21 protein-coding genes and 1 pseudogene are annotated in these 19,464 nt (G+C 71.7%); 13 read left to right on the top strand and 9 right to left on the bottom strand.

Annotation, left to right across the window (positions count from 1 at the left end; all coding sequences use genetic code 11):
- Positions 1-43: 43 nt before the first annotated feature.
- Positions 44-346, bottom strand: coding sequence for a DUF2530 domain-containing protein (locus ABZ861_RS10465; RefSeq protein WP_361626850.1), 303 nt, complete (start codon positions 344-346; stop codon positions 44-46).
- A 345-nt stretch (positions 347-691) separates the two neighbouring features.
- On the opposite strand from ABZ861_RS10465, the gene ABZ861_RS10460 reads away from it, so the two are divergent.
- On the top strand, positions 692-2,143 hold the full coding sequence (locus tag ABZ861_RS10460; RefSeq protein ID WP_361626847.1) for an NCS2 family permease: 1,452 nt from the start codon (positions 692-694) through the stop codon (positions 2,141-2,143).
- A gap of 100 nt (positions 2,144-2,243) precedes the next feature.
- Here ABZ861_RS10460 and ABZ861_RS10455 read toward each other — a convergent pair whose 3' ends face one another.
- Positions 2,244-2,426 carry a ribbon-helix-helix protein, CopG family gene (locus ABZ861_RS10455; RefSeq protein WP_361626844.1) on the bottom strand — a complete coding sequence of 61 codons (183 nt, stop codon included), beginning with the start codon at positions 2,424-2,426 and terminating at the stop codon, positions 2,244-2,246.
- A 154-nt stretch (positions 2,427-2,580) separates the two neighbouring features.
- On the opposite strand from ABZ861_RS10455, the gene ABZ861_RS10450 reads away from it, so the two are divergent.
- The 3 genes from ABZ861_RS10450 (at position 2,581) to thpR (ending at position 5,200) form a co-directional block, all read left to right on the top strand.
- A complete protein-coding gene (locus tag ABZ861_RS10450; RefSeq protein WP_361626841.1) occupies positions 2,581-3,018 on the top strand; it encodes a MarR family transcriptional regulator in 438 nt (145 codons plus the stop codon).
- A gap of 92 nt (positions 3,019-3,110) precedes the next feature.
- On the top strand, positions 3,111-4,568 hold the full coding sequence (locus ABZ861_RS10445) for an MFS transporter (protein ID WP_361626838.1): 1,458 nt from the start codon (positions 3,111-3,113) through the stop codon (positions 4,566-4,568).
- Between the two features lie 59 nt (positions 4,569-4,627).
- Positions 4,628-5,200, top strand: coding sequence for an RNA 2',3'-cyclic phosphodiesterase (thpR, locus tag ABZ861_RS10440; protein ID WP_361626835.1), 573 nt, complete (start codon positions 4,628-4,630; stop codon positions 5,198-5,200).
- A gap of 412 nt (positions 5,201-5,612) precedes the next feature.
- On the opposite strand, the gene ABZ861_RS10435 is transcribed toward thpR, so the two are convergent.
- Together ABZ861_RS10435 and ABZ861_RS10430 are read right to left on the bottom strand one after the other, a co-directional pair.
- The gene (locus ABZ861_RS10435; RefSeq protein ID WP_361626832.1) at positions 5,613-6,605 is read right to left on the bottom strand and encodes an aldo/keto reductase; all 993 of its coding nucleotides are present in this window, start codon (positions 6,603-6,605) and stop codon (positions 5,613-5,615) included.
- Between the two features lie 67 nt (positions 6,606-6,672).
- Positions 6,673-7,428: a GDSL-type esterase/lipase family protein gene (locus ABZ861_RS10430; RefSeq protein WP_361626829.1), complete on the bottom strand. Its 756-nt coding sequence runs from the start codon at positions 7,426-7,428 to the stop codon at positions 6,673-6,675.
- Between the two features lie 109 nt (positions 7,429-7,537).
- Between ABZ861_RS10430 and ABZ861_RS10425 the strand changes: the two genes are divergently transcribed.
- Positions 7,538-8,530 carry a WD40 repeat domain-containing protein gene (locus ABZ861_RS10425; RefSeq protein WP_361626826.1) on the top strand — a complete coding sequence of 331 codons (993 nt, stop codon included), beginning with the start codon at positions 7,538-7,540 and terminating at the stop codon, positions 8,528-8,530.
- Positions 8,531-8,539: 9 nt separating this feature from the next.
- Here the strand turns inward: ABZ861_RS10425 and ABZ861_RS10420 are convergent.
- Both ABZ861_RS10420 and ABZ861_RS10415 read right to left on the bottom strand, forming a co-directional pair.
- Positions 8,540-9,001 (bottom strand): annotated as a pseudogene (locus ABZ861_RS10420) (hypothetical protein); the annotation flags it as partial.
- A 111-nt stretch (positions 9,002-9,112) separates the two neighbouring features.
- Positions 9,113-9,337: a DUF397 domain-containing protein gene (locus ABZ861_RS10415; RefSeq protein WP_361627043.1), complete on the bottom strand. Its 225-nt coding sequence runs from the start codon at positions 9,335-9,337 to the stop codon at positions 9,113-9,115.
- Between the two features lie 196 nt (positions 9,338-9,533).
- On the opposite strand from ABZ861_RS10415, the gene ABZ861_RS10410 reads away from it, so the two are divergent.
- Positions 9,534-10,301, top strand: a complete 768-nt coding sequence (locus tag ABZ861_RS10410) for a DUF6879 family protein (protein ID WP_361626823.1) — start codon at positions 9,534-9,536, stop codon at positions 10,299-10,301.
- An 18-nt stretch (positions 10,302-10,319) separates the two neighbouring features.
- Positions 10,320-11,168 carry a helix-turn-helix transcriptional regulator gene (locus ABZ861_RS10405; protein WP_361626820.1) on the top strand — a complete coding sequence of 283 codons (849 nt, stop codon included), beginning with the start codon at positions 10,320-10,322 and terminating at the stop codon, positions 11,166-11,168.
- Here ABZ861_RS10405 and ABZ861_RS10400 read toward each other — a convergent pair.
- Positions 11,158-11,577: an ATP-binding protein gene (locus tag ABZ861_RS10400; RefSeq protein ID WP_361626817.1), complete on the bottom strand. Its 420-nt coding sequence runs from the start codon at positions 11,575-11,577 to the stop codon at positions 11,158-11,160. The genes ABZ861_RS10405 and ABZ861_RS10400 overlap by 11 nt on opposite strands.
- 176 nt (positions 11,578-11,753) lie before the next feature.
- On the opposite strand from ABZ861_RS10400, the gene ABZ861_RS10395 reads away from it, so the two are divergent.
- Genes ABZ861_RS10395 through ABZ861_RS10380 form a run of 4 tightly spaced genes read left to right on the top strand, consistent with a single transcriptional unit; the run spans position 11,754 to position 13,206 of the window.
- Positions 11,754-12,623 (top strand): helix-turn-helix transcriptional regulator, encoded by an 870-nt coding sequence (locus tag ABZ861_RS10395; protein WP_361626814.1) that lies wholly within the window; start codon positions 11,754-11,756, stop codon positions 12,621-12,623.
- Positions 12,620-12,796: a DUF397 domain-containing protein gene (locus tag ABZ861_RS10390; RefSeq protein WP_361626811.1), complete on the top strand. Its 177-nt coding sequence runs from the start codon at positions 12,620-12,622 to the stop codon at positions 12,794-12,796. Before ABZ861_RS10395 ends, ABZ861_RS10390 begins: the two co-directional genes overlap by 4 nt.
- Positions 12,797-12,824: 28 nt before the next feature.
- Positions 12,825-13,001 (top strand): DUF397 domain-containing protein, encoded by a 177-nt coding sequence (locus ABZ861_RS10385; RefSeq protein WP_361626808.1) that lies wholly within the window; start codon positions 12,825-12,827, stop codon positions 12,999-13,001.
- A 28-nt stretch (positions 13,002-13,029) separates the two neighbouring features.
- Positions 13,030-13,206: a DUF397 domain-containing protein gene (locus tag ABZ861_RS10380; protein WP_361626805.1), complete on the top strand. Its 177-nt coding sequence runs from the start codon at positions 13,030-13,032 to the stop codon at positions 13,204-13,206.
- A 74-nt stretch (positions 13,207-13,280) separates the two neighbouring features.
- Here ABZ861_RS10380 and serC read toward each other — a convergent pair whose 3' ends face one another.
- The gene (serC, locus tag ABZ861_RS10375; RefSeq protein WP_361626802.1) at positions 13,281-14,399 is read right to left on the bottom strand and encodes a phosphoserine transaminase; all 1,119 of its coding nucleotides are present in this window, start codon (positions 14,397-14,399) and stop codon (positions 13,281-13,283) included.
- Between the two features lie 157 nt (positions 14,400-14,556).
- Here serC and ABZ861_RS10370 point away from each other — a divergent pair, with 157 nt between their 5' ends.
- The gene (locus tag ABZ861_RS10370; RefSeq protein ID WP_361626799.1) at positions 14,557-17,493 is read left to right on the top strand and encodes an FAD-binding and (Fe-S)-binding domain-containing protein; all 2,937 of its coding nucleotides are present in this window, start codon (positions 14,557-14,559) and stop codon (positions 17,491-17,493) included.
- A gap of 331 nt (positions 17,494-17,824) precedes the next feature.
- Positions 17,825-18,802, top strand: coding sequence for an EamA family transporter (locus tag ABZ861_RS10365; RefSeq protein ID WP_361626796.1), 978 nt, complete (start codon positions 17,825-17,827; stop codon positions 18,800-18,802).
- A 110-nt stretch (positions 18,803-18,912) separates the two neighbouring features.
- Here ABZ861_RS10365 and ABZ861_RS10360 read toward each other — a convergent pair whose 3' ends face one another.
- The gene (locus ABZ861_RS10360; RefSeq protein ID WP_361626793.1) at positions 18,913-19,428 is read right to left on the bottom strand and encodes a DinB family protein; all 516 of its coding nucleotides are present in this window, start codon (positions 19,426-19,428) and stop codon (positions 18,913-18,915) included.
- Positions 19,429-19,464 lie beyond the last annotated feature (36 nt).

The following is a 19,464-nucleotide window of genomic DNA, read 5'->3' as shown; positions in this document are numbered from 1 at the left end:
CCGGGGCGGGAAGCGCGCCCGGCCGGGAGTCAAGCGGGCGGGGTCAGCTCCCGTGGGCGTTGCCGTCCACCGGCTGCGGGCGGCTCTCCGGCGCCGTCCCGGCGCTTCCCGCCCGCTTGATCGCGGCCTCGCGCCGGCGCACGTACCAGACGCCGAACAGGCCGAGGCCGCCGCCGGCCAGGCAGGCCCACAGCCACCAGGTGCGGCCGTGGTCGTCGAACCACCCGTAGAAGGGGAGCTGGACCAGGAAGAGGACGAACCAGACGATCGTGCCGCCGGTGATGGTGGCGACCACGGGCCCCTCCAGGGGCTCCGGCGCCTCGTGCTTGGGGGTCCACTTCGCCATGCCCTCAGCTTACGGCCCGCCCCGACGCCCCCGGCCCGCCGCCAGGCCCCGCCGGTCCGCCGCTCGGCGCGGGGACTCGGCCAGCCGACCGAGGGGCTTCCGGAGACGTCTTCCGGCCGCCCCGCGTCCACCCGACTCCTTTACGCTCTACGCGTGTAGATGGAGTTTTAGAAGCTCATATGTTCATACTGAAAACGCCCGGGATTGGCCGCTTCTCTTCGTACGAAACACCAACAGAAACCTGGGGGAGACCTGTTGGTGACCAAAGACGACGAGACTCGACCGTGTTGTGGTCCGGTCTCCCGCCGGCACTCCCTTTCGTTCCGCACCCTTGAGGTCACCCGTATGTCCACCTCGGCCACCGAAACGGCCCCCGCCCCCGAGCAGCCGGGGACGCCGCCCGCCTTCGGCGCCCTCGACCGCTACTTCAAGATCTCCGAACGGGGCAGCTCGCTGTCCCGTGAGATCCGCGGCGGTTTCGCCACCTTCTTCGCGATGGCCTACATCATCGTGCTGAACCCGATCATCCTGGGCAGCGCGAAGGACATGTACGGGCACCATCTCGACAACGGCCAGCTCGTCACCGCCACCGCCGTGACCGCGGCGTTCACCACGCTCCTGATGGGCGTGATCGGCAACGTCCCGATCGCGCTCGCGGCCGGACTCGGCGTGAACACCGTCGTCGCGCTCCAGCTCGCCCCGCGCATGTCCTGGCCGGACGCCATGGGCATGGTCGTCCTGGCCGGCCTCGTCGTCATGCTGCTGGTGGCCACCGGCCTGCGCGAGCGGGTCATGAACGCGGTGCCGCTCGGGCTGCGCAAGGGCATCGCCATCGGCATCGGCCTGTTCATCATGCTGATCGGCCTGGTCGACTCCGGCTTCGTCTCCCGCATCCCGGACGTCGCCCACACCACCGTCCCGGTCCAGCTCGGCGCCGACGGCCACCTCAACGGCTGGCCGGTCCTGGTCTTCATCCTGGGCGCGCTGCTCACGCTGGCCCTCATCGTGCGCAAGGTGCCCGGCGCGATCCTGATCTCCATCGTGGCCATGACCGTCCTCGCGGTCGTCATCGAGGCCGTCGCCAAGGTGCCGTCCTGGGGCCTGACCGCCCCGAAGTGGCCCGGCAACCCCTTCTCCACCCCGGACTTCGGCCTGGTGGGCAAGGTCAGCCTCTTCGGCGGCTTCGGCAAGGTCGGCGTGCTGACCGGCATCCTGTTCGTCTTCACCGTGCTGCTGTCCTGCTTCTTCGACGCCATGGGCACGATCATGGGCATCAGCGACGAGGCCAAGCTGACCGACGCCCAGGGGCAGATGCCCGGCATCAGCAAGGTGCTGTTCGTGGACGGCATCGCCGTCGCCGCCGGCGGCGTCAGCTCCTCCTCGGCCACCACCTGCTTCGTGGAGTCGACCGCGGGCGTCGGCGAGGGCGCGCGGACCGGCTTCGCCAACGTCGTCACCGGCGCGCTGTTCGCGGTGGCGCTGTTCCTCACCCCCGTCGCCACCATGGTCCCGTCCCAGGCCGCCACCCCGGCCCTGCTCGCGGTCGGCTTCCTGATCCTGTCCCACTCGGTCCGGGAGATCGACTGGGCGGACTACACGATCGCCATACCGGCCTTCGTGACGATGGTGATGATGCCGTTCACCTACTCGATCACCAACGGCATCGGCATGGGCTTCATCACCTTCACGGTGCTGCGCCTGGCGGCCGGCCGCGGCCGCGAGGTCCCGGCGGCGATGTACGCGGTGGCCGCCGTCTTCGCCTTCTACTACCTGATGCCGGCCCTCGGCCTGACCTGATCCCGGCCTGACCTGATCCCGGCCTGACCTGATCCCGGCCTGACCTGATCCCGGCCCGGGGCCTGACCCCCCGGGCCGCGCGGTCCCGTGGGCGGCGCGCTCACGGAACCCCGTAGAACCGTTCCGTCTCCTCCACCGAGGCGTGGAACCGCTCGTCGAAGTCATCGCGGATGAGCGTCCGGACGACATAGTCCTGGACGCTCATTCCTCTTTTCGCGGCGTGGCGCCGGAGCCGTTCGAGCAGCTCGCGGTCCATGCGCAGGCTGAGCACGCTGGTCCCCATGCAGTCGAGGGTCCCTGTGCCCTTCGGCCGGAGGCGTCACGTTTCGCGCTCCTGTCACCCGTTTGAGTGATGTGCTCTCGCGAGTGGCCCGTGTCACGGGATGGAGGCGCGTGCTCATTGGTCTTTAGCGAGGGTAATGAGTTACGCTAAGGACATGCCGGACCTCACCCATGGCGACGACGCTGCCGCCGTGAACTCCCTGCGCTCCGCCGTGATGCGGTTGTCCCGTCGGCTCAAGCACCAGCGCGTCGACGAGTCGCTCAGCCCCACCGAGATGTCGGTGCTGGGCACCCTGTCCAACTGCGGAAGCGCCACCCCGGGCGAGCTGGCCCGCAGGGAGCACGTACAGCCCCCGTCGATGACCCGCATCGTGGCGCTCCTCGAAGCCAAGGGACTGGTCCAGCTCGAACCGCACCCCGAAGACCGCCGCCAGAAGGTCGTCACCAGGACCGAGCAGGCCGAGACCATGCTCGTGGAGAGCCGCCGCAAGCGGAACGCCTTCCTGGCCGGCCTGGTCGACGGACTCGACGAGGACGAGTGGGCGAAACTGCGCGCGGCCGCCCCCGTGCTGGAGAAGCTCGCTCACCTGTGACGCACGTCAGCCGCCGGACACGCACGAGCCGCCGGAGCACGCGGGCCGCCCCTGGGCGCCCGGCCCGGCGGGAACCTAGGAGGCGAACACTGTTGAGTTCGGGACCCGGAGCAGCTTCCGCCCCCGCGCCGACCGCCCACGAGACCCAGCCTGGCCTCGACGCTGAGCCTGCGCCCGACGCTGAGCCCGCGCCCAACGCCGAGCCCTCGCTCGACACCGAGCCTGCCCCCGACGCTCCGCCCGCTCCCGAGACCCCTCGCGCCTCCTCGATGTTCTCCTCGCTCAGGATCCGCAACTACCGCCTGTTCTTCGCGGGCCAGGTCGTCTCCAACACCGGCACCTGGATGCAGCGCATCGCCCAGGACTGGCTGGTGCTGAGCCTCACCGGCTCCTCCGCGGCCGTCGGCATCACCACGGCCCTCCAGTTCCTGCCGATGCTGCTCTTCGGCCTCTACGGCGGCGTCCTCGTCGACCGCCTGCCCAAGCGGCCCACGCTGCTCGTCACCCAGTCCGCGATGGCCGTCACCGGCCTGCTGCTCGCCGCGCTCACGCTCACCGGCGACGTCCGGGTCTGGCACGTCTACGTCGCCGCGTTCGCCGTCGGCCTCGCCACGGTCCTCGACAACCCGGCCCGGCAGTCCTTCGTCTCCGAGATGGTCGGCCCCGGGCAGTTGCAGAACGCGGTCAGCCTGAACTCCGCCAACTTCCAGTCCGCCCGGCTGATCGGCCCCGCCGTCGCGGGCGTCATGATCACCGGTGTCGGCACCGGCTGGGCCTTCCTCGCCAACGGACTGTCCTTCGTCGCCCCGATCACCGGCCTGCTGCTGATGCGCACCCGTGAGCTGCACGCGGTCCAGCGCGCCCCGCGCGGCAAGGGCCAGCTCCGCGAGGGCCTGCGCTACGTCGCCGGGCGCCCCGATCTGACCTGGTCGATCGTCCTGGTCGGCTTCATCGGCACCTTCGGCTTCAACTTCCCGGTCTGGCTGTCCGCCTTCGCCGGCCACGTCTTCCACGCCGGAGCGGGCGCCTACAGCCTCTTCAACATCGTCACGGCGACCGGTTCGCTGGCCGGCGCGCTGCTCGCCGCGCGCCGCGGCACCGCGCGGCTACGGGTGCTGATCCTGGCGGCGGTCTCCTTCGGCGCCCTGGAGATCGTGGCCGCGCTGGCCCCCCAGTACTGGATGTTCGCACTGCTCATGGCCCCGATCGGCATGTTCGGCATGACCGTCAACGTCACGGCGAACACCGCGGTCCAGATGGCCACCGACCCGGCCATGCGCGGCCGGGTGATGTCCCTGTTCATGATGGTGTTCATGGGCGGCACCCCGCTCGGCGCCCCGCTGGTCGGCTGGGTGACCGACGCCTACGGCGCCCGGACCGGCTTCGCCCTCGGCGGCGCCGTCTCCCTCGTCTCGGCCGTCGCCATCGGCCTGGCCCTCACCCGCGCGGGCGGCCTCCGCGTTGCGGTCGGCTGGCGCCGAGGCCACCCACGCGTCACCCTCGTCCCCCGCGAACCGCGCAAGCCCCGCGAGGAACTGGCGGCGGTGTAGGGGACCGGAGGCGGGACCGGAGCGCTCGGGGACGCGGGCCTCGGCGGGACACTGGCCCCATGAGACTCTTCGCCGCCGTGCTGCCCCCCGAGGACGTCGTGGACGCACTCGCGGACCAGGTGGCCGCACTGAGGAAGCTGCCCGGGGCCGACGGGCTGCGCTGGACCGGGCGGCCCGCCTGGCACCTGACGCTCGCCTTCTACGGCGAGGTCGGCGAGGAAGCCGTGCCGGAGCTGGCGGAGCGGCTGGCCAGGGCCGCGCGCCGCACCGAGCCCTTCGCGCTGGCGCTGGGCGGCGGCGGGCAGTTCGGGCACGGCAAGGCGCTGTGGGCGGGGGTCGCGGGCGACCTGGAGACGTTGCGGCTGCTGGCCGAGCGGGCGGAGGCGGCGGGCCGTCGGACCGGCTTGGAGATGGGCGCGCACCGCCGCTACACGGCCCACCTGACGGTGGCGCGCGCCCGGGAGGCGCTCGACGTACGGCCCTACGTCCACGCGCTCGGCGGGTTCGCCGGCCGGACCTGGACGGTGGAGGAGGTCGTCCTCGTCCGCAGCCTGCTGCCGCGGTCCGGGGTGCTGGGCGAACAGCCCCGCTACGAGCCGGTCGCCCGCAGCCCGCTCGGCGCGGCCGGTTAGTCTCGCTTACGTGGACCCGAAGACCCGGAACCTGATCATGGCCGCCGCGCTCGTGCTGATGCTCGTCGTCGTCGCCGTGGCGGCCCTGCTCGGCAAGTGACGCCGAGCGGGGCCGTCGCGGAAGACGGTCGGCTCGCGTCTGTCGCGGGGACAGCCGGCCCACGGCCGTCGCGGCGGACAGCCGGCCCGCGGTCGCCGCGGCGGACGGCCGGGCCCCGCTGCCCCCGTAAGACGCTCTCCGAGGCGGCGGCCGTCAGGCGAGGGCCTGTGGGGCGCCGGGCGAGGGCCTGCGAGGTGCCGGGCAGGTTCTACGGGGTGCCAGGCAGATCCCGGGGGGCGCCGGGCGAGGGCCTGCGGAGCGCCGGTCAGACCCTCCGGAGCGTCGGTCAGACCCTGAGCCCCGGGGCCGCCGCTACCAGGCGAAGGCCTCCGGGGAGGGGCCCGGACCGGGGAAGATCTCGTCCAGACCGGTCAGCACGTCCTCGCTCAGCTTCAGCTCGACGGCCCGCAGCGCGGACTCGAGCTGCCCGGCGGTGCGCGGGCCGACGATCGGGCCGGTCACGCCGGGCCGGGCGAGCAGCCAGGCCAGCGCCGTCTCGCCAGGCTCCAGACCGTGCTTGTCGAGCAGGTCCTCGTACGCCTGCACCTGCGCGCGCACGGCGGGGTCGGCGAGCGTGTCGGCGGCCCGCCCGGACGCGCGCCTGCCGCCCTCGGCCGCCTTCTTCAGCACGCCGCCCAGCAGCCCGCCGTGCAGCGGCGACCAGGGGATGACGCCGAGCCCGTAATCCTGCGCGGCCGGGATGACCTCCATCTCCGCGCGCCGCTCGGACAGGTTGTACAGGCACTGCTCGCTGACCAGGCCGAGCAGTCCGCGCCGGTCCGCCGCCTCGTTGGCCTGGGCGATCTTGTAACCGGGGAAGTTGGACGAGCCGACGTAGAGGATCTTGCCCTGCTGGACCAGGACGTCGACGGCCTGCCACAGCTCCTCGAAGGGGGTGCTGCGGTCGATGTGGTGGAACTGGTACAGGTCGATGTAGTCGGTGCGCAGCCGCTTGAGGCTGGCCTCGACGGCCCGCCGGATGTTCACGGCGGAGAGCTTGTCGTGGTTGGGCCAGACGGGTGAGTCGTCCAGGGCCATGTTGGCGTACACCTTGGTGGCCAGGACGACCTTGTCGCGGCGCTCGCCGCCCTTGGCGAACCAGTTGCCGATGATCGACTCGGTGCGGCCCTTGTTCTCGCCGAAGCCGTAGACGTTGGCGGTGTCGAAGAAGTTGATCCCGGCGTCCAGCGCCGCGTCCATGAGGGCGTGGCTGCCCGCCTCGTCGGTCTGCGGACCGAAGTTCATCGTGCCGAGGACCAGTCGGCTGACCTTGAGTCCGGTGCGTCCGAGCTGTGTGTACTCCATGGTTACCCAGCCAACGTCTTGGAGCGCGCTCCAGGCAAGGGGAACGGGGCGGCGGCGCCGCACGGGCTCAGTAGGCGAACTCCTCAGTGTCCTTGCCGTACTCGGCGTACGCGGCGTACTCGCTGTCCTGGCCGTCCTCAGCATCCTGGTCGTCGTCGGCGTCCCCGCCCCAGCCCCACGCCTGGGCCATGGCCCCCGCGAACGCCTGCGCGATCTTCCGCTCGCCGCTCGGGCTCGGATGCGTGCCGTCGTAGGTGTCCCGCTGGATGTCGTACGCGGCGGGCGGGGAGGCCAGCAGGAGCGGCGAGCGGGGCTCGTCCAGGTCGGCCGCCGCCTTGGCCAGCAGGGCGTTGAAGAGGTCCACCTGGGCGGCGAACGGCGCGTCCGTCTCGGCCTTGATGTTCGGTATGACCGGGAGCAGCACCATGCGGACGCGCGGCCGGGCCTCGCGGGCGGCGGCGACGAAGGCCCGCACGTTGTCCGCGGTCTGCTCGGCGTCGGTGTAGAAGCCCAGGTCGATCAGGCCGAGGGAGACCAGCAGGACGTCCGCCCGGGTCGCGCGCACCGCCTCGCCGATCAGCGGGACCATGTGCAGCCAGCCCTCGCCCCAGCCGGCCAGGTGGCCGCGGGGGAAGTCCGGCTCGGCGTAGGCGAGGGACGTCGGGGACCCGGCGGCCGGGTCGTACAGCTCCTCGCGCGGGCCCACGAACGTGAACGGGCCGCCGTACGTCTCGCACAAGCGCCGCCAGAGCCAGTAGCGCCACGTGTGCCCACCCGCGCTCCCGATCGTCATGGAGTCGCCTACGGGCATGAACCTGAGCATCCGCTCATGATGGACGATCGCGGGGGCGGGCGGCGCCCGCGAGGGTGTGAGGGGAGTGTGAGGCCCGCCACCTCCGCCGGACCGGCCCGGCGGATGGCAGGCTGGGGCCATGCGCCGACCGTCCGCCCTCCTCGCGGGGGCCCTGCTCGCGGGTGCGTCCCTGCTGCCTGCCGCCCTGTCCACCGCCGGGGCCGCCTCCGCCGACGACGGCGGGCCGGGCGACTCCGGCTTCACGCTCCGCGATCCCCGGATCAAGGAGTCCAGCGGCCTGGCGGCCTCTCGTCTGCACCCCGGCGTGTACTGGACGCACAACGACAGCGACGACGGCCCCTACCTCTACGCCGTGGACAGCAGGACGGGGAAGACCGTCGCCAAGGTCACGCTCAGCGGCATCGGCCGCCCCCGCGACGTGGAGGCGATCTCCATCGGCCCCGGGAACCAGATCTACGTCGGCGACATCGGCGACAACCTCGACGGCGCCTGGCCCTACGTGTGGATCTACCGGCTGCCCGAGCCGAGGACGCTCAAGGACCAGACGGTCCGGGCGCGGCAGTACGTGGTGAAGTACGCCGACGGCCCGCGCAACGCCGAGTCGCTGATGGTGCATCCGAAGACCGGGCGCGTCTACGTCATCGACAAGAAGGAGGACGGCGGCCACCTCTTCGAAGGCCCGGCCACGCTCTCCGCCTCCGGTGTGAACGTCTTCAAGCCCATCGCCCCCGTCGACCTGTGGGCCACCGACGCGGCCTTCTCCCCGGACGGCACGCGGCTCGCCGTGCGCGGCTACTTCGGCGGGATCTTCTACGCGTGGAACGGCGGCAAGCTCCAGCGCCTGAGCCAACTGGACGTGCCGTTGCAGCGGCAGGGCGAGGGCGTCGCGTACTCCGCCGACGGCACGAAGCTGCTGTACAGCTCCGAGGGCGCAGGCACCGACGTGGTGGCCGAGGACGCACCGGGCCGCCCCGACCCGAAGTCACCCTCCGTGAAGCCGAGTTCGCCCGCGTCCGGCGGCGGCAGCGATCACCTGAAGGTCGGCGCGCTGATCGCCGCCGCCGGGCTGGCCGCCCTGTTCGGGATACGGCGGCTGCGGCGCGGGAGGTGAGGACTCGCCCAGCGGGCAGGGGAGTCGGGGACGCGTGCGGTTGGGGGAGCAGGTGACGACGGCCAGGCAGAGGTACGTCGGCCGTTCCAGGTAGAAGCCCAGGGACAGGTCGCCGCCTGACGTGAGCCGCTGTGCCGCGGAGGCGACGAGGGCCGCCAGCCGGTCGGCGTCCCGCTCGGCCTCGGCCGCGAACCGGGGCGCGTACGCGGCCAGCCGCTCACCGAGCCACCCGGCCGCCCGCCCCGGCTCCGCCCACGTGCCGCACACCGCCGACCCCGGCTTGACGAGCCAGAGTGCCGTCTCCAGCGGGGGCAGATCAGAGACGGGAAACCCGGCGGCGACCTCGCGATACCGCTGGACCGACTCCGGCCGGCTGCCCGGCGGAGGCGGCGCGGGGTGGGGCGGCCGCCGCAGCGCGTCCTGATCCAGACGCCGCTTGGGACCCGCCCAGAGATAGGCGTGGTGGTGCACCGGAGTTCCTGTCGTCGCTGCGTTGCGCCAGGGCGGTTGCGGCCTCCCGGCCGGTCGCGGGCGGGCGGGACACCCCGCGTGCGCGGGACCGGCCGGGAGGGCGAGGGAGGATCAGAGGGCGAGGCCGAACCGCGTCGGGTCGATCCCGGCGACGCTCAACTCCTCGGTGGTGAACCGCAGGGGCTGTGCGTCGGGCCGCTTGCTGTCTCCGAGCGCCCAGGCGTCCTCCCCGATCCGGGCCAGGGTCACGCACCCCTCGGAACAGGGGCCGCCGCACGCCTTCACGAAGGAGGCGGAGGCGATGTCCAGGGCGTAGAGGTCGTTGCCGTTCTGCATGGCGATGCTGCCGTTCCGCATGGCGGTGCCTTCCTGGTCGACGATGAGGTCATGACCGTAGGAGGCGTGCAGGGAGCAAGGGGAAGAATATTCGCGGCTATTCTCCTCTCGCTACGCAGAATGCATGGACATGCGCTCAGAGCTACCAGCATGCTGTGTGCGCCGACATCATCACGACTTCGAGGAGTGGTCGCCCATGGCGCGGAGGTTACGGTTCAACGGGACGGGGAGCGACGGGGGCGGGTGCCCGTCCGTGCACGAGGACTTGGACAGCGGGGAGGTGATCGTGCACGGTCCTCCGCTGAGCGATCCGGCGGACGTCGCGCAGCTCCAGCGTCTCTCCGAGGGGGAGGTGGCTGTCGTGGTGCCCCGGGACCTGCTGGTCGACTGGTCTCCCAAAGAGCGGACGCGGCAGGTGCGGACGATCGATCTGGACGAGTTCGGCGGCCTGTTCGCCAAGTTCGAGCACACGGCCTGGCGGTTGGAGACCCGTCGGCGCTATGCCAGCGACGAGGCCACCGACAAGTGGAAGCAGTTCGTGCAGACCGGGGAGGTCGGTGAGGACTGGGCGGACGCCCCGGAAGTGAGGCGGTTCCGCGACACGGTCCGCGCCCAGACCGCGCAGGGGAAGCGCATGGAGCGGGTGCGCATCGTGGACCGGCCCGCGACCCTCGGTCAGCGCTACCTCCTCAGCAGCGCCAAGGGCAACATCGGCTTCGGCGAGGACATCCGCAACATGTGGCGAGCCGACGCGGACCGACTCCGGCTGCCCGCCGAGGACTTCTGGCTGTTCGACAGCCGCCTGATCGCGCTCCTGCGGTTCGACGAGGACGACCAGCTCACGCACGTGGACCTGATCACGGAGCCCGCAGAGGTGGTGCGTTGCTGCATGGTGCGGGATGCTGCTTGGCATCACGCCGTGACGCGGGAGCGGTTCCTGGCGGAGATGCACAGCGACGCGTAGGGGTAAGAGCGGACACCGGTGGGCACGGACTATCAGAGAGCACGCGAGGAACTAGGCCGACGGCTTAGAGAATTGCGTGTGGAGAGCCCTGATGGCCGGCTCACCGGTGTCCGACTCGCCGAGCGGTTGGGCTGGCAGCAGTCGAAGATCAGCAAGTTGGAGAACGGCCGCCAGACGCCTTCGGACGACGACCTCCGGGCGTGGGCCGAGGCCGTGGGGCAGCCCGCCGCCTTCGCTGAACTGCGTTCGCGTCTACGGGGCTTCGAAAGTCACCTCCGCTCGTGGCGTCGTCTGCTGGCGGCGGGGCACGGTCCAGTGCAGGAGACGTGGAACGCCCTCGTCGGTGAGTCCCGGACCCTGTACGTGTGGGACAACTACGTCGTCAACGGCATGCTCCAGACAGCCGATTACGCTCGGAGCCTGTTCGAGTGCCATGCGAACTTCCGACGTTCCCCACGGGACATGGAGGACGCGGTGCGGGCCCGTATGAAGCGGCAGGAATGGCTGTACCGGCCGGGCAAGCAGTTGAACGTGCTCATGTGGGAGAGCGCGCTGCGGAGTCAGGTGTGCACGCCCGAGGTGTTGGCGGCTCAACTGGACCGTTTGCTGGGCGTCGTGGGCATGGACACCGTCCGTCTCGGCATCGTGCCGTTGGACGCCGTACTGCGCCTGCCGCCGGGGAGCGCCTTCTGGGTCCTGGACGACCGACTGGTCACCGTTGAGAACTGGCACGCCGAACTCTGGCTAGAGGATGCCGAAACGATCGCTCTCTACCGCCGCGTCTGGGATGCCTTGGCCGAGTCGGCCGTCTTCGGCGCCGAAGCGCAGCAGGTGATCGCCCGGGTGCGGCGGAGCGTCAAGGTCTGAGGGTCCGGGAGTCCGCCGTCTGCGCGAGATGAAACCTGGCCCATACGCACTTGGCGTACGGCTCCTGCCGGCACCCCCACGCGTCGGACAGCGCCTCCACGAGCGCCAGCCCGCGTCCGCCTTCCTCGTCCGGCGAGGAGTGGCGGGGTCGCGGCACCCTGTCCCGGTCCGGGTCGGAGACCTCCAGGACCAGTTCGGGTCCGTCGAGGGTGAGCGTGACCCTGACCTGTGCGCTGGAAACGCGGCAGTGGGTCACGGCATTGGTGACGAGTTCATTCGCCAACAGGACCACAGCGTCACTGAGTTCGTCATTGACGCCCCAGTCCGCGAGCGCCTTGCGTAAGCGCTGCCGGACGGAGGGGACGTGCCGTCGGTGCTTGGGGACGCGGAAGTCTTCGATAGCGGACATGGGGGTGGCTACCTCCTGACATGCCGTCAAGTAAGCCGCCTCTCGGCGGCGCACTGCCGAGATTAGGGCCGCAAGTACCCAAGTCGCAATAACCAGAGTCCGCATACATGCGGTCGTACATATGTGCAGTATCCAACCTGCTCTACAGTGGCCTGTCGCGAGAGAGGGGGGCCGTGATGCCCGCAGGTGGACGACCGACCGTGCGCAGCAGGCGACTTGGGGCCGCACTCAGGAGGTATCGGCAGGCCGCCGAACTCGACCAGCCGCAGGCGGCGGAGGTGATCGCCGCGCACCAGACCAGGGTCAGCCGCATAGAGACCGGGCACGTCATCGCGCGCCCCATCGAGATCCGTGCGCTGCTGAGCGCGTACGGCGTCGATGACCCCGGAGTCCGCACAAAGCTGGAGGACCTGGCCAAGCAGTCGAAGAACCGGGGCTGGTGGCTGGAGCATGCGGCGCATCTGAGGCCGGACTACGTGGACCACATCGCGCTGGAGGATGACGCGACGTACATCCGGGAGTGGCAGCCGATCCTCGTTCCCGGGCTCTTGCAGACTCCCGCCTACGCGGAGGCGATCATCTCGGGAGGCTCGAAATACGTTGCCGCCGAACGGGTGGAGCAACTGGTCAAGGCGCGGATGGGGAGGCAGGCCAAGATCGCGGAAGGCGGGGCTTCCTACTCGTGCGTTCTCTGGGAAACGGTCGTCGTCCAGCCGCTGGTGGGCGTGGATGTCCACCGTGAACAGTTGTCCGCGATTCTGGAGATCGGCAAGCGAAAGAACGTGACCGTGCAGGTGCTGCCGTTCAGCGCGGGCGCCATTGCGGGCACGACCTACGCCTTCTCGTCGTTCAGTTTCGAGTCCGAGCCGACGGTCGAAGCCGTGACCATGGAGAATCTGCGGGGCACGTCGGTGCTCGAATCACCTGATGATCTTGCTGCTTACGCCGACGCTTACGACCAACTACGATCGGCCGCACTGGCACCCGACGCGAGTGCGCGGCTGATTCGGGGCGCACTGCGGAGTAGCAAGGAAGACACACAGTGACCGAGATCGTAGGTAGCTTCTGGAAGTCGTCGTACTCCGGGCAGGAGGGCAACTGCGTGGAAGTCGCCCGCACGACCGACGACGGGCGGGCCGTCCGCGACAGCAAGCGGCTGGACGGCCCCCTGCTCGCCGTCTCCCGCGAGGGCTGGCGGGCATTCGTTCAGCAGTTCTGAGGGAGTTCCCCCGCGAAGGGAGACGTACGTGACCGAGGTCGTAGGTAGCTTCCGGAAGTCGTCGCACTCTGGAGCAGAGAGCAACTGCCTGGAAGTCGCCCGGACGACTGATGGCGGCCGCGCCGTTCGCGACAGCAAGCGGCAGGAAGGCGGTCTGCTCGCCGTCTCGCGTGAGGGCTGGCGGGCATTCGTTCAGCAGTTCTGAGGGAGTTCCCCCGCGAAGGGAGACGTACGTGACCGAGATCGTAGGTAGCTTCTGGAAGTCGTCGCACTCCGGGCAGGAGGGTGACTGCCTGGAAGTCGCCCGCACGACCGACGACGGCCGTGCCGTCCGCGACAGCAAGCGGCTGGACGGCCCCCTGCTCGCCGTCTCCCGCGAGGGCTGGCGCGCGTTCGTGCGGCAGTTCTGACGGCGCGGACGACGACGTGACGAAGGGCGCCCGGCGGATCGTTCGCCGTGCGCCCTTCGTCGTAGCCGGTAGCGCTACAGCTTCTCGATGACGTAGTCGACGCATGCCGTCAGCGCCTGGACGTCCGCCGGGTCGATCGCCGGGAACATGGCGACGCGGAGCTGGTTGCGGCCGAGCTTGCGGTAGGGCTCGGTGTCGACGATGCCGTTGGCGCGCAGGGCCTTGGCGACGGCGGCCGCGTCGATCTCGTCGGCGAAGTCGACGGTGCCGATGACCTGGGAGCGCTGGGCCGGGTCCGCGACGAACGGCGTGGCGTACTTGGACTCCTCCGCCCAGGAGTACAGGCGGGACGAGGAGTCCTTGGTGCGGGCCGTGGCCCAGTCCAGGCCGCCCTGGCCGTTGATCCACTCCAACTGCTGGTCGAGCAGGAACAGGGTGGCCAGCGCCGGGGTGTTGTACGTCTGGTTCTTGCGGGAGTTGTCGATCGCCGTGGGGAGGCTGAAGAACTCCGGGACGTGCCGGCCGGACGCGTGGATCCGCTCGGCGCGCTCCACCGCGGCGGGGGAGAACACGCCGATCCACAGGCCGCCGTCGGAGGCGAAGGACTTCTGCGGGGCGAAGTAGTAGACGTCCGTCTCGGCGACGTCCACCGGCAGGCCGCCGGCGCCGCTGGTGGCGTCCACGAGGACCAGCGCGCCCTCGTCGGCGCCCGCGACCCGCTCGATGGGCATGGCGACGCCGGTGGAGGTCTCGTTGTGCGTGAAGGCGTAGACGTCGGCGCCCGCCTCGGCCGCGGGCCGCGGGTGGGCGCCCGGGTCGGCGGAGATCAGCGTGGGCTCGGCCAGCCACGGAGCGAGCTTGGCGGCCTTGGCGAACTTGGAGGAGAACTCGCCGAAGGTGAGGTGCTGCGACTTGTTCTCGATCAGACCGTGCGTCGCGATGTCCCAGAACGCGGTGGAGCCGCCGTTGCCGAGGACCACTTCGTAGCCCTCGGGCAGGGAGAACAGCGCCGCGACGCCCTCGCGCACCTTGCCGACCAGGTTCTTCACCGGAGCCTGGCGGTGGGAGGTGCCCATCAGGGACGTGCCGGTGGCGGCGAGGGCGTCCAGCGCCTCGGTGCGCACCTTGGAGGGGCCCGCGCCGAAGCGTCCGTCGGCGGGCTTGATGTCAGCGGGGATCTGAATGTCGGCCACGGATCGGAGGGTATCCGTTACGTGAGACGAGACGGAGCCCCTGTCCGTCGGATGAGACGAAACAGCCGAGTCATGTGCTTGTGCGGTCGTACGACGATATGGGCGTGGCTGTGAACAACGCGCGGTGACGGTGAGTGATCGGATGCATTCTGGACGCATGACGGATCTCGCGGACGAACTGCGCAGGGCGGTGCGGGGGGAGGTCGGCGCCGACGCCGCCTCCCGGGCGCTGATGACCATGGACGCGTCCAACTACCGGCGGGTGCCCCTGGCGGTGGTCGCGCCCCGGGACGCCGACGACGTGGCCGCCGCGCTGGAGGTGTGCCGGGCGCGCGGAGTCCCGGTGGCACCGCGCGGCGGGGGCACGTCCATCGCCGGGCAGGCGACCGGCACGGGCGTGGTGCTGGACTTCACCCGGCACATGAACGGCCTGCTGGCGCTGGACCCGGTCGCGCGGACCGCCGTCGTGCAGCCCGGCCTCGTCCTGGACCGGCTCCAGGAGGCCGCCGCCCCGCACGGTCTGCGCTTCGGTCCCGACCCGTCCACGCACAGCCGGTGCACGCTAGGCGGGATGATCGCCAACAACTCCTGCGGCTCCCACTCGGTGGCGTGGGGGACGACCGCGGACAGCGTGCGCGAACTGTCGGTGCTCACCGCGCGAGGACGGCCGCTGCGCCTGGGCCGGGACTGGGCCGGCGCCCCGGACGGGCTGCGCGAGCTGGCCGGGGGCGAGCTGGCCCGGCTGCGGACGGGCTTCCCCGACCTGCCCCGGCGCATTTCCGGATACGCGCTGGACGCCCTGCTGCCCGAGCGCGGCGCGCACGTCGCCCGGTCCTTCTGCGGCTCCGAGGGCACGCTCGGGGTGCTGACCGAGGCGGTCGTCGACCTGGTGGCGGCGCCCCGCGTGCGGGCGCTGGCCGTGCTGGGCTACGCCGACGAGAGCGCCGCCGCCGAGGCCGCCGCGGGACTGCTGCCGCTCGCGCCGCTCACCGTGGAGGGAATGGCCCGCGACCTGGTGCCGCGCGGCACGGCCCTGCTGCCCCGGGGGTCCGCCTGGCTGTTCGTGGAGACAGGCGCATACGGCACGGACGGCGCGGACGGCACGGACGGCACGGACGAGGCACGCGCGCGGGCGGAGGCGGTCGTGCGGGCCGCCGACGCCGTGGACGCCCTGGTCGTCACCGACCCGGCCGGGCAGCGCGCGCTGTGGCAGGTGCGCGAGGACGCCAGCGGCGCCGCGACCCGGATGCCGGACGGCTCCGAGGCGTGGCCCGGCTGGGAGGACTGCGCGGTGCCGCCGGTCCGGCTCGGCGCGTATCTGCGGGAGTTCCGGGCGCTGCTGGCCGCCCACGGCCTGCGCGGCACGCCGTACGGGCACTTCGGGGACGGCTGCGTGCACGTCCGGATCGACTTCGACCTGCTCACGCCCGCCGGCGTCGGGCGCTTCCGGCGCTTCTCGGAGGACCTCGCCGAACTGGTGACGGCCCACGGCGGCTCGCTGTCCGGGGAACACGGCGACGGCCAGGCCCGCGCCGAGCTGCTGCCGAAGATGTACGGCGCCCCGATGGTGGCCCTGTTCGAGCGGGCCAAGGCCGTCTGGGACCCGGACGACCTGCTGAACCCGGGCATCCTGGTCCGCCCGGCCCCGCTGGACGCCGACCTGCGCTTCGCCGTGCTGCCCCGCGAGCCGGTGCCGGTGGCCTTCGGCTACCAGGCGGACGGCGGCGACTTCTCCGCGGCGGTGCGCCGCTGCGTCGGAGTGGCGAAGTGCCGTACGACGCAGACCTCCGGCCCGGAGGTGATGTGCCCCTCCTTCCGGGCGACGGGACGGGAGGAACACTCCACCCGCGGGCGGGCCCGGCTGCTGCACGAGATGCTGGCGGGCGAAGTGATCACCGACGGCTGGCGGTCCGCCGAGGTGCGCGACGCCCTCGACCTCTGCCTGTCCTGCAAGGGCTGCCGCTCGGACTGCCCGGTCGGCGTCGACATGGCCGCGTACAAGGCGGAGTTCCTGCACCACCACTACGCGGGCCGGCGCCGCCCCGCCGCCCACTACGCGATGGGATGGCTGCCGGTCTGGCTGCGCTGGGCGTCCCGCGTCCGCGCGGCGCCCCTCCTGAACGCGCTCGCCGCCGTGCGCCCCCTGGCCGCCGTCGCCAAACGGCTGGGCGGAATCACACCTGAACGAGCGATCCCCCGCCTGGCCGCACAGCCCTTCACCCGGTGGTGGCGGACCCGGCCGCAGCGGGTCCGGGAGGGCGAAGGCGACGTCGTCGTCCTGTGGCCCGACACCTTCACCGAGCACCTGTCGCCCTCGGTGGGCCGGGCGGCCGTCCGCGTGCTGGAGGCGGCCGGGCTGCGGGTGGCGCTCCCGCCGACCCTGCGGCTGCGCCGGCCGCCGGTGGGCTCGGGACGGGACGCCGCCGCGAACCCGGCGACCGTCCTGCGCGGCCTGGTCCACGGCCGGGTCTGCTGCGGCCTCACCTACGTCTCCACCGGCCAGCTCGACCGGGCCCGCGCCGTGCTGCGCCGCACCCTGGACCTGATGGGGCCGGTGATCGAGGCCGGCGCACCGGTGGTCGTCCTGGAGCCGAGCTGCGCCGCCGCGCTCCGCACCGACCTGCCGGAACTGCTGCCCGACGACCCGAGGGCACGCCGTCTCGCCGACCGCGTCCTCACCTTCGCCGAGACCTTGGAGCGCCACGCCCCCGGCTGGCGGCCGCCCCGCCTGAACCGCCCGGTCGCGGGCCAGACCCACTGCCACCAGCACGCCGTGCTCGGCGACGCCGCCGACCGCCGCCTGCGCGCGGCCGCCGGGCTGACCGGCGAACTCTCCGGCGGCTGCTGCGGTCTGGCCGGCGACTTCGGGTTCGCGAAAGGCCACTGGGAGGTCTCCACCGCCTGCGCGGAGGAGCGGCTGCTGCCCTCCGTGCGCGGCGCCGGACCGGACACGGCGATCCTCGCGGACGGCTTCTCCTGCCGCACCCAACTGCACCAGCTCGCGGGGATACGGGGCGCGCATCTGGCGGAGATTCTGGCGGAGGGCCTGGACGACGAGGGGGACGGAGGGCGGATGCGGGCTGCTGAGGGCTGAGAGCCCGGGGCTGAAGGCCGAGAGCCGAAGGCTGGGAGGTGCGAGGTGAGGACTGAGAGCCGAGGGCTGGGAGGTGTGAGGTGAGGACTGAGGGCCGAGAGCCCCGAGGGCTGGGACGGGAGCCGGGCGGGGCGAGCCGGGCAGGGGAGGCGTCGCTGACCGAAGACGTGAGAGTCGCGGCGAGGAGACGAGTGCCAGGGTGCGAGACAGTTGCTTTACGACTTCACACACCTGACGTGAGTGCATTATTGTGGACTGGAAAGTGCACCGTGATGGACGATCAGGACTTCAGAGCCCCGCAGGGCCCCGCATCAACCGCTTGGACCGACTCGTGAGCCTCCGCAACAGCACCCCCGGCGCGGCCGCCCCCTCCGCTCCGGCCTCGCCTGCTCCGGCCCAGGCGGCCTCCGTGCCCGAGTCCGGCTCGGGAGCCGAGGGCCGTTTCGGCGCCCTCGGCCCGGTCGGGCTGGTGCTGGCAGGCGGTGTCTCGGTGCAGTTCGGCGGCGCCCTCGCGGTGACGCTGATGCCCCGCGCGGGCGCGCTCGGCGTGGTGAGCCTGCGGCTGCTGGTGGCCGCGATCGTGCTGATGGCGGTGTGCCGCCCCCGCCTGCGCGGACACTCGCGGGCCGACTGGGCCACGGTGGTCGTCTTCGGCGTCGCGATGGCGGCGATGAACGGCCTCTTCTACCAGGCCATCGCGCGCATCCCGCTCGGCGCCGCCGTCACCTTGGAGGTGTTGGGCCCGCTCGCCCTGTCGGTCCTGGCGTCCCGGCGCGCGGTCAACGTCGTGTGGGCGGCTCTCGCCCTGGCCGGCGTCTTCCTGCTCGGCGGCGGGGGCTTCAGCGGCCTCGACCCGGCCGGTGTCGGCCTGGCGCTGAGCGCGGGGGCGATGTGGGCGGCGTACATCGTGTTCAGCGCGCGCACCGGCCGGCGCTTCCCGCAGGCCGACGGGCTGGCCCTGGCCATGACGGTCGGCGCGCTGCTGTTCCTGCCGCTCGGGATAGCCGAGTCGGGGGCGAAGCTGGCGAACCCGACGACGTTCGGCCTGGGCGCGGCGGTGGCGATGCTCTCCTCGGTCATGCCCTACACGCTCGAACTCCTCGCCCTGCGCCGCCTGCCCGCTTCCACCTTCGCCGTCCTCATGAGCCTGGAGCCCGCTCTCGCCGCCACGGCCGGCTTCCTCGTCCTGGGGCAGTCGCTCACGCTCATGGAGGCCGCGGCGATCGTGCTGGTCATCGCGGCGAGCATGGGCGCGGTGCGCACCCAGGTGGCCCAGGGGAGGGTGCGCCCGCAGGCCCCGGAAGCCTGACCGCGCGGGTGGGGCCCCTCGGTCGAGGGGCCCGCCGGTCGAGCCGGTCGCAAGCGGTCGCCGCGCTTCTGGGCTGAGCCGGTTCTCGGCGGGCGCCGCGCCCACAGGCCCTAGTAGTACCCCTTCGCCCCGTCGAGCAGCTCTCTCACGATGTCCGCGTGCCCCGCGTGCCGTCCGGTCTCTTCGACGAGGTGGAGGAGCATCCAGCGGAGGTTGGCGTTGGCGGAGCGGTAGTCGGGATGGCGGCCGACGTCGTCCAGGGAGGCCGCGGCCACGATCTCGTCGCTGCGGACGCACTGGGCCTCGTACTCGGCGAGCAGATGGTGCAAGGAGACGCCGTCGGCACGCCAGTCGGCGTCCTCGTCCGTCTCGTCGAAGGACGGGTTCCGCGTCTTGTCGCCGCCCAGGAACAGCACCTCCAGCCAGGTGTGCTCGACCCACCGCATATGACTGATGAGCCCGGCCATCGTCATCGCCGGCGAGGTCGGGATGACGGAGCGGTGCGCGTCGGCGTCGCTCAACCCCTCGCACTTCCATCTCAGGATCTGCCGTTGCAGATCAAGCCAGCCGGTGAGCGCGGTGCGTTCGTCGGCCTGCAAAGGGGGACGCTCAAGTGAGGGTGCCATGCCTGCACGTTAGGGTGCTCGGTCTCCGGCTGCCGA

Origin of the sequence: Streptomyces sp. NPDC046985 (assembly GCF_040644415.1) — a bacterium.
Taxonomy (GTDB): domain Bacteria; phylum Actinomycetota; class Actinomycetes; order Streptomycetales; family Streptomycetaceae; genus Streptomyces.
The sequence above is the reverse complement of the archived record's forward strand: the minus strand, read 5'-3'. Positions and strand labels throughout refer to the sequence as shown.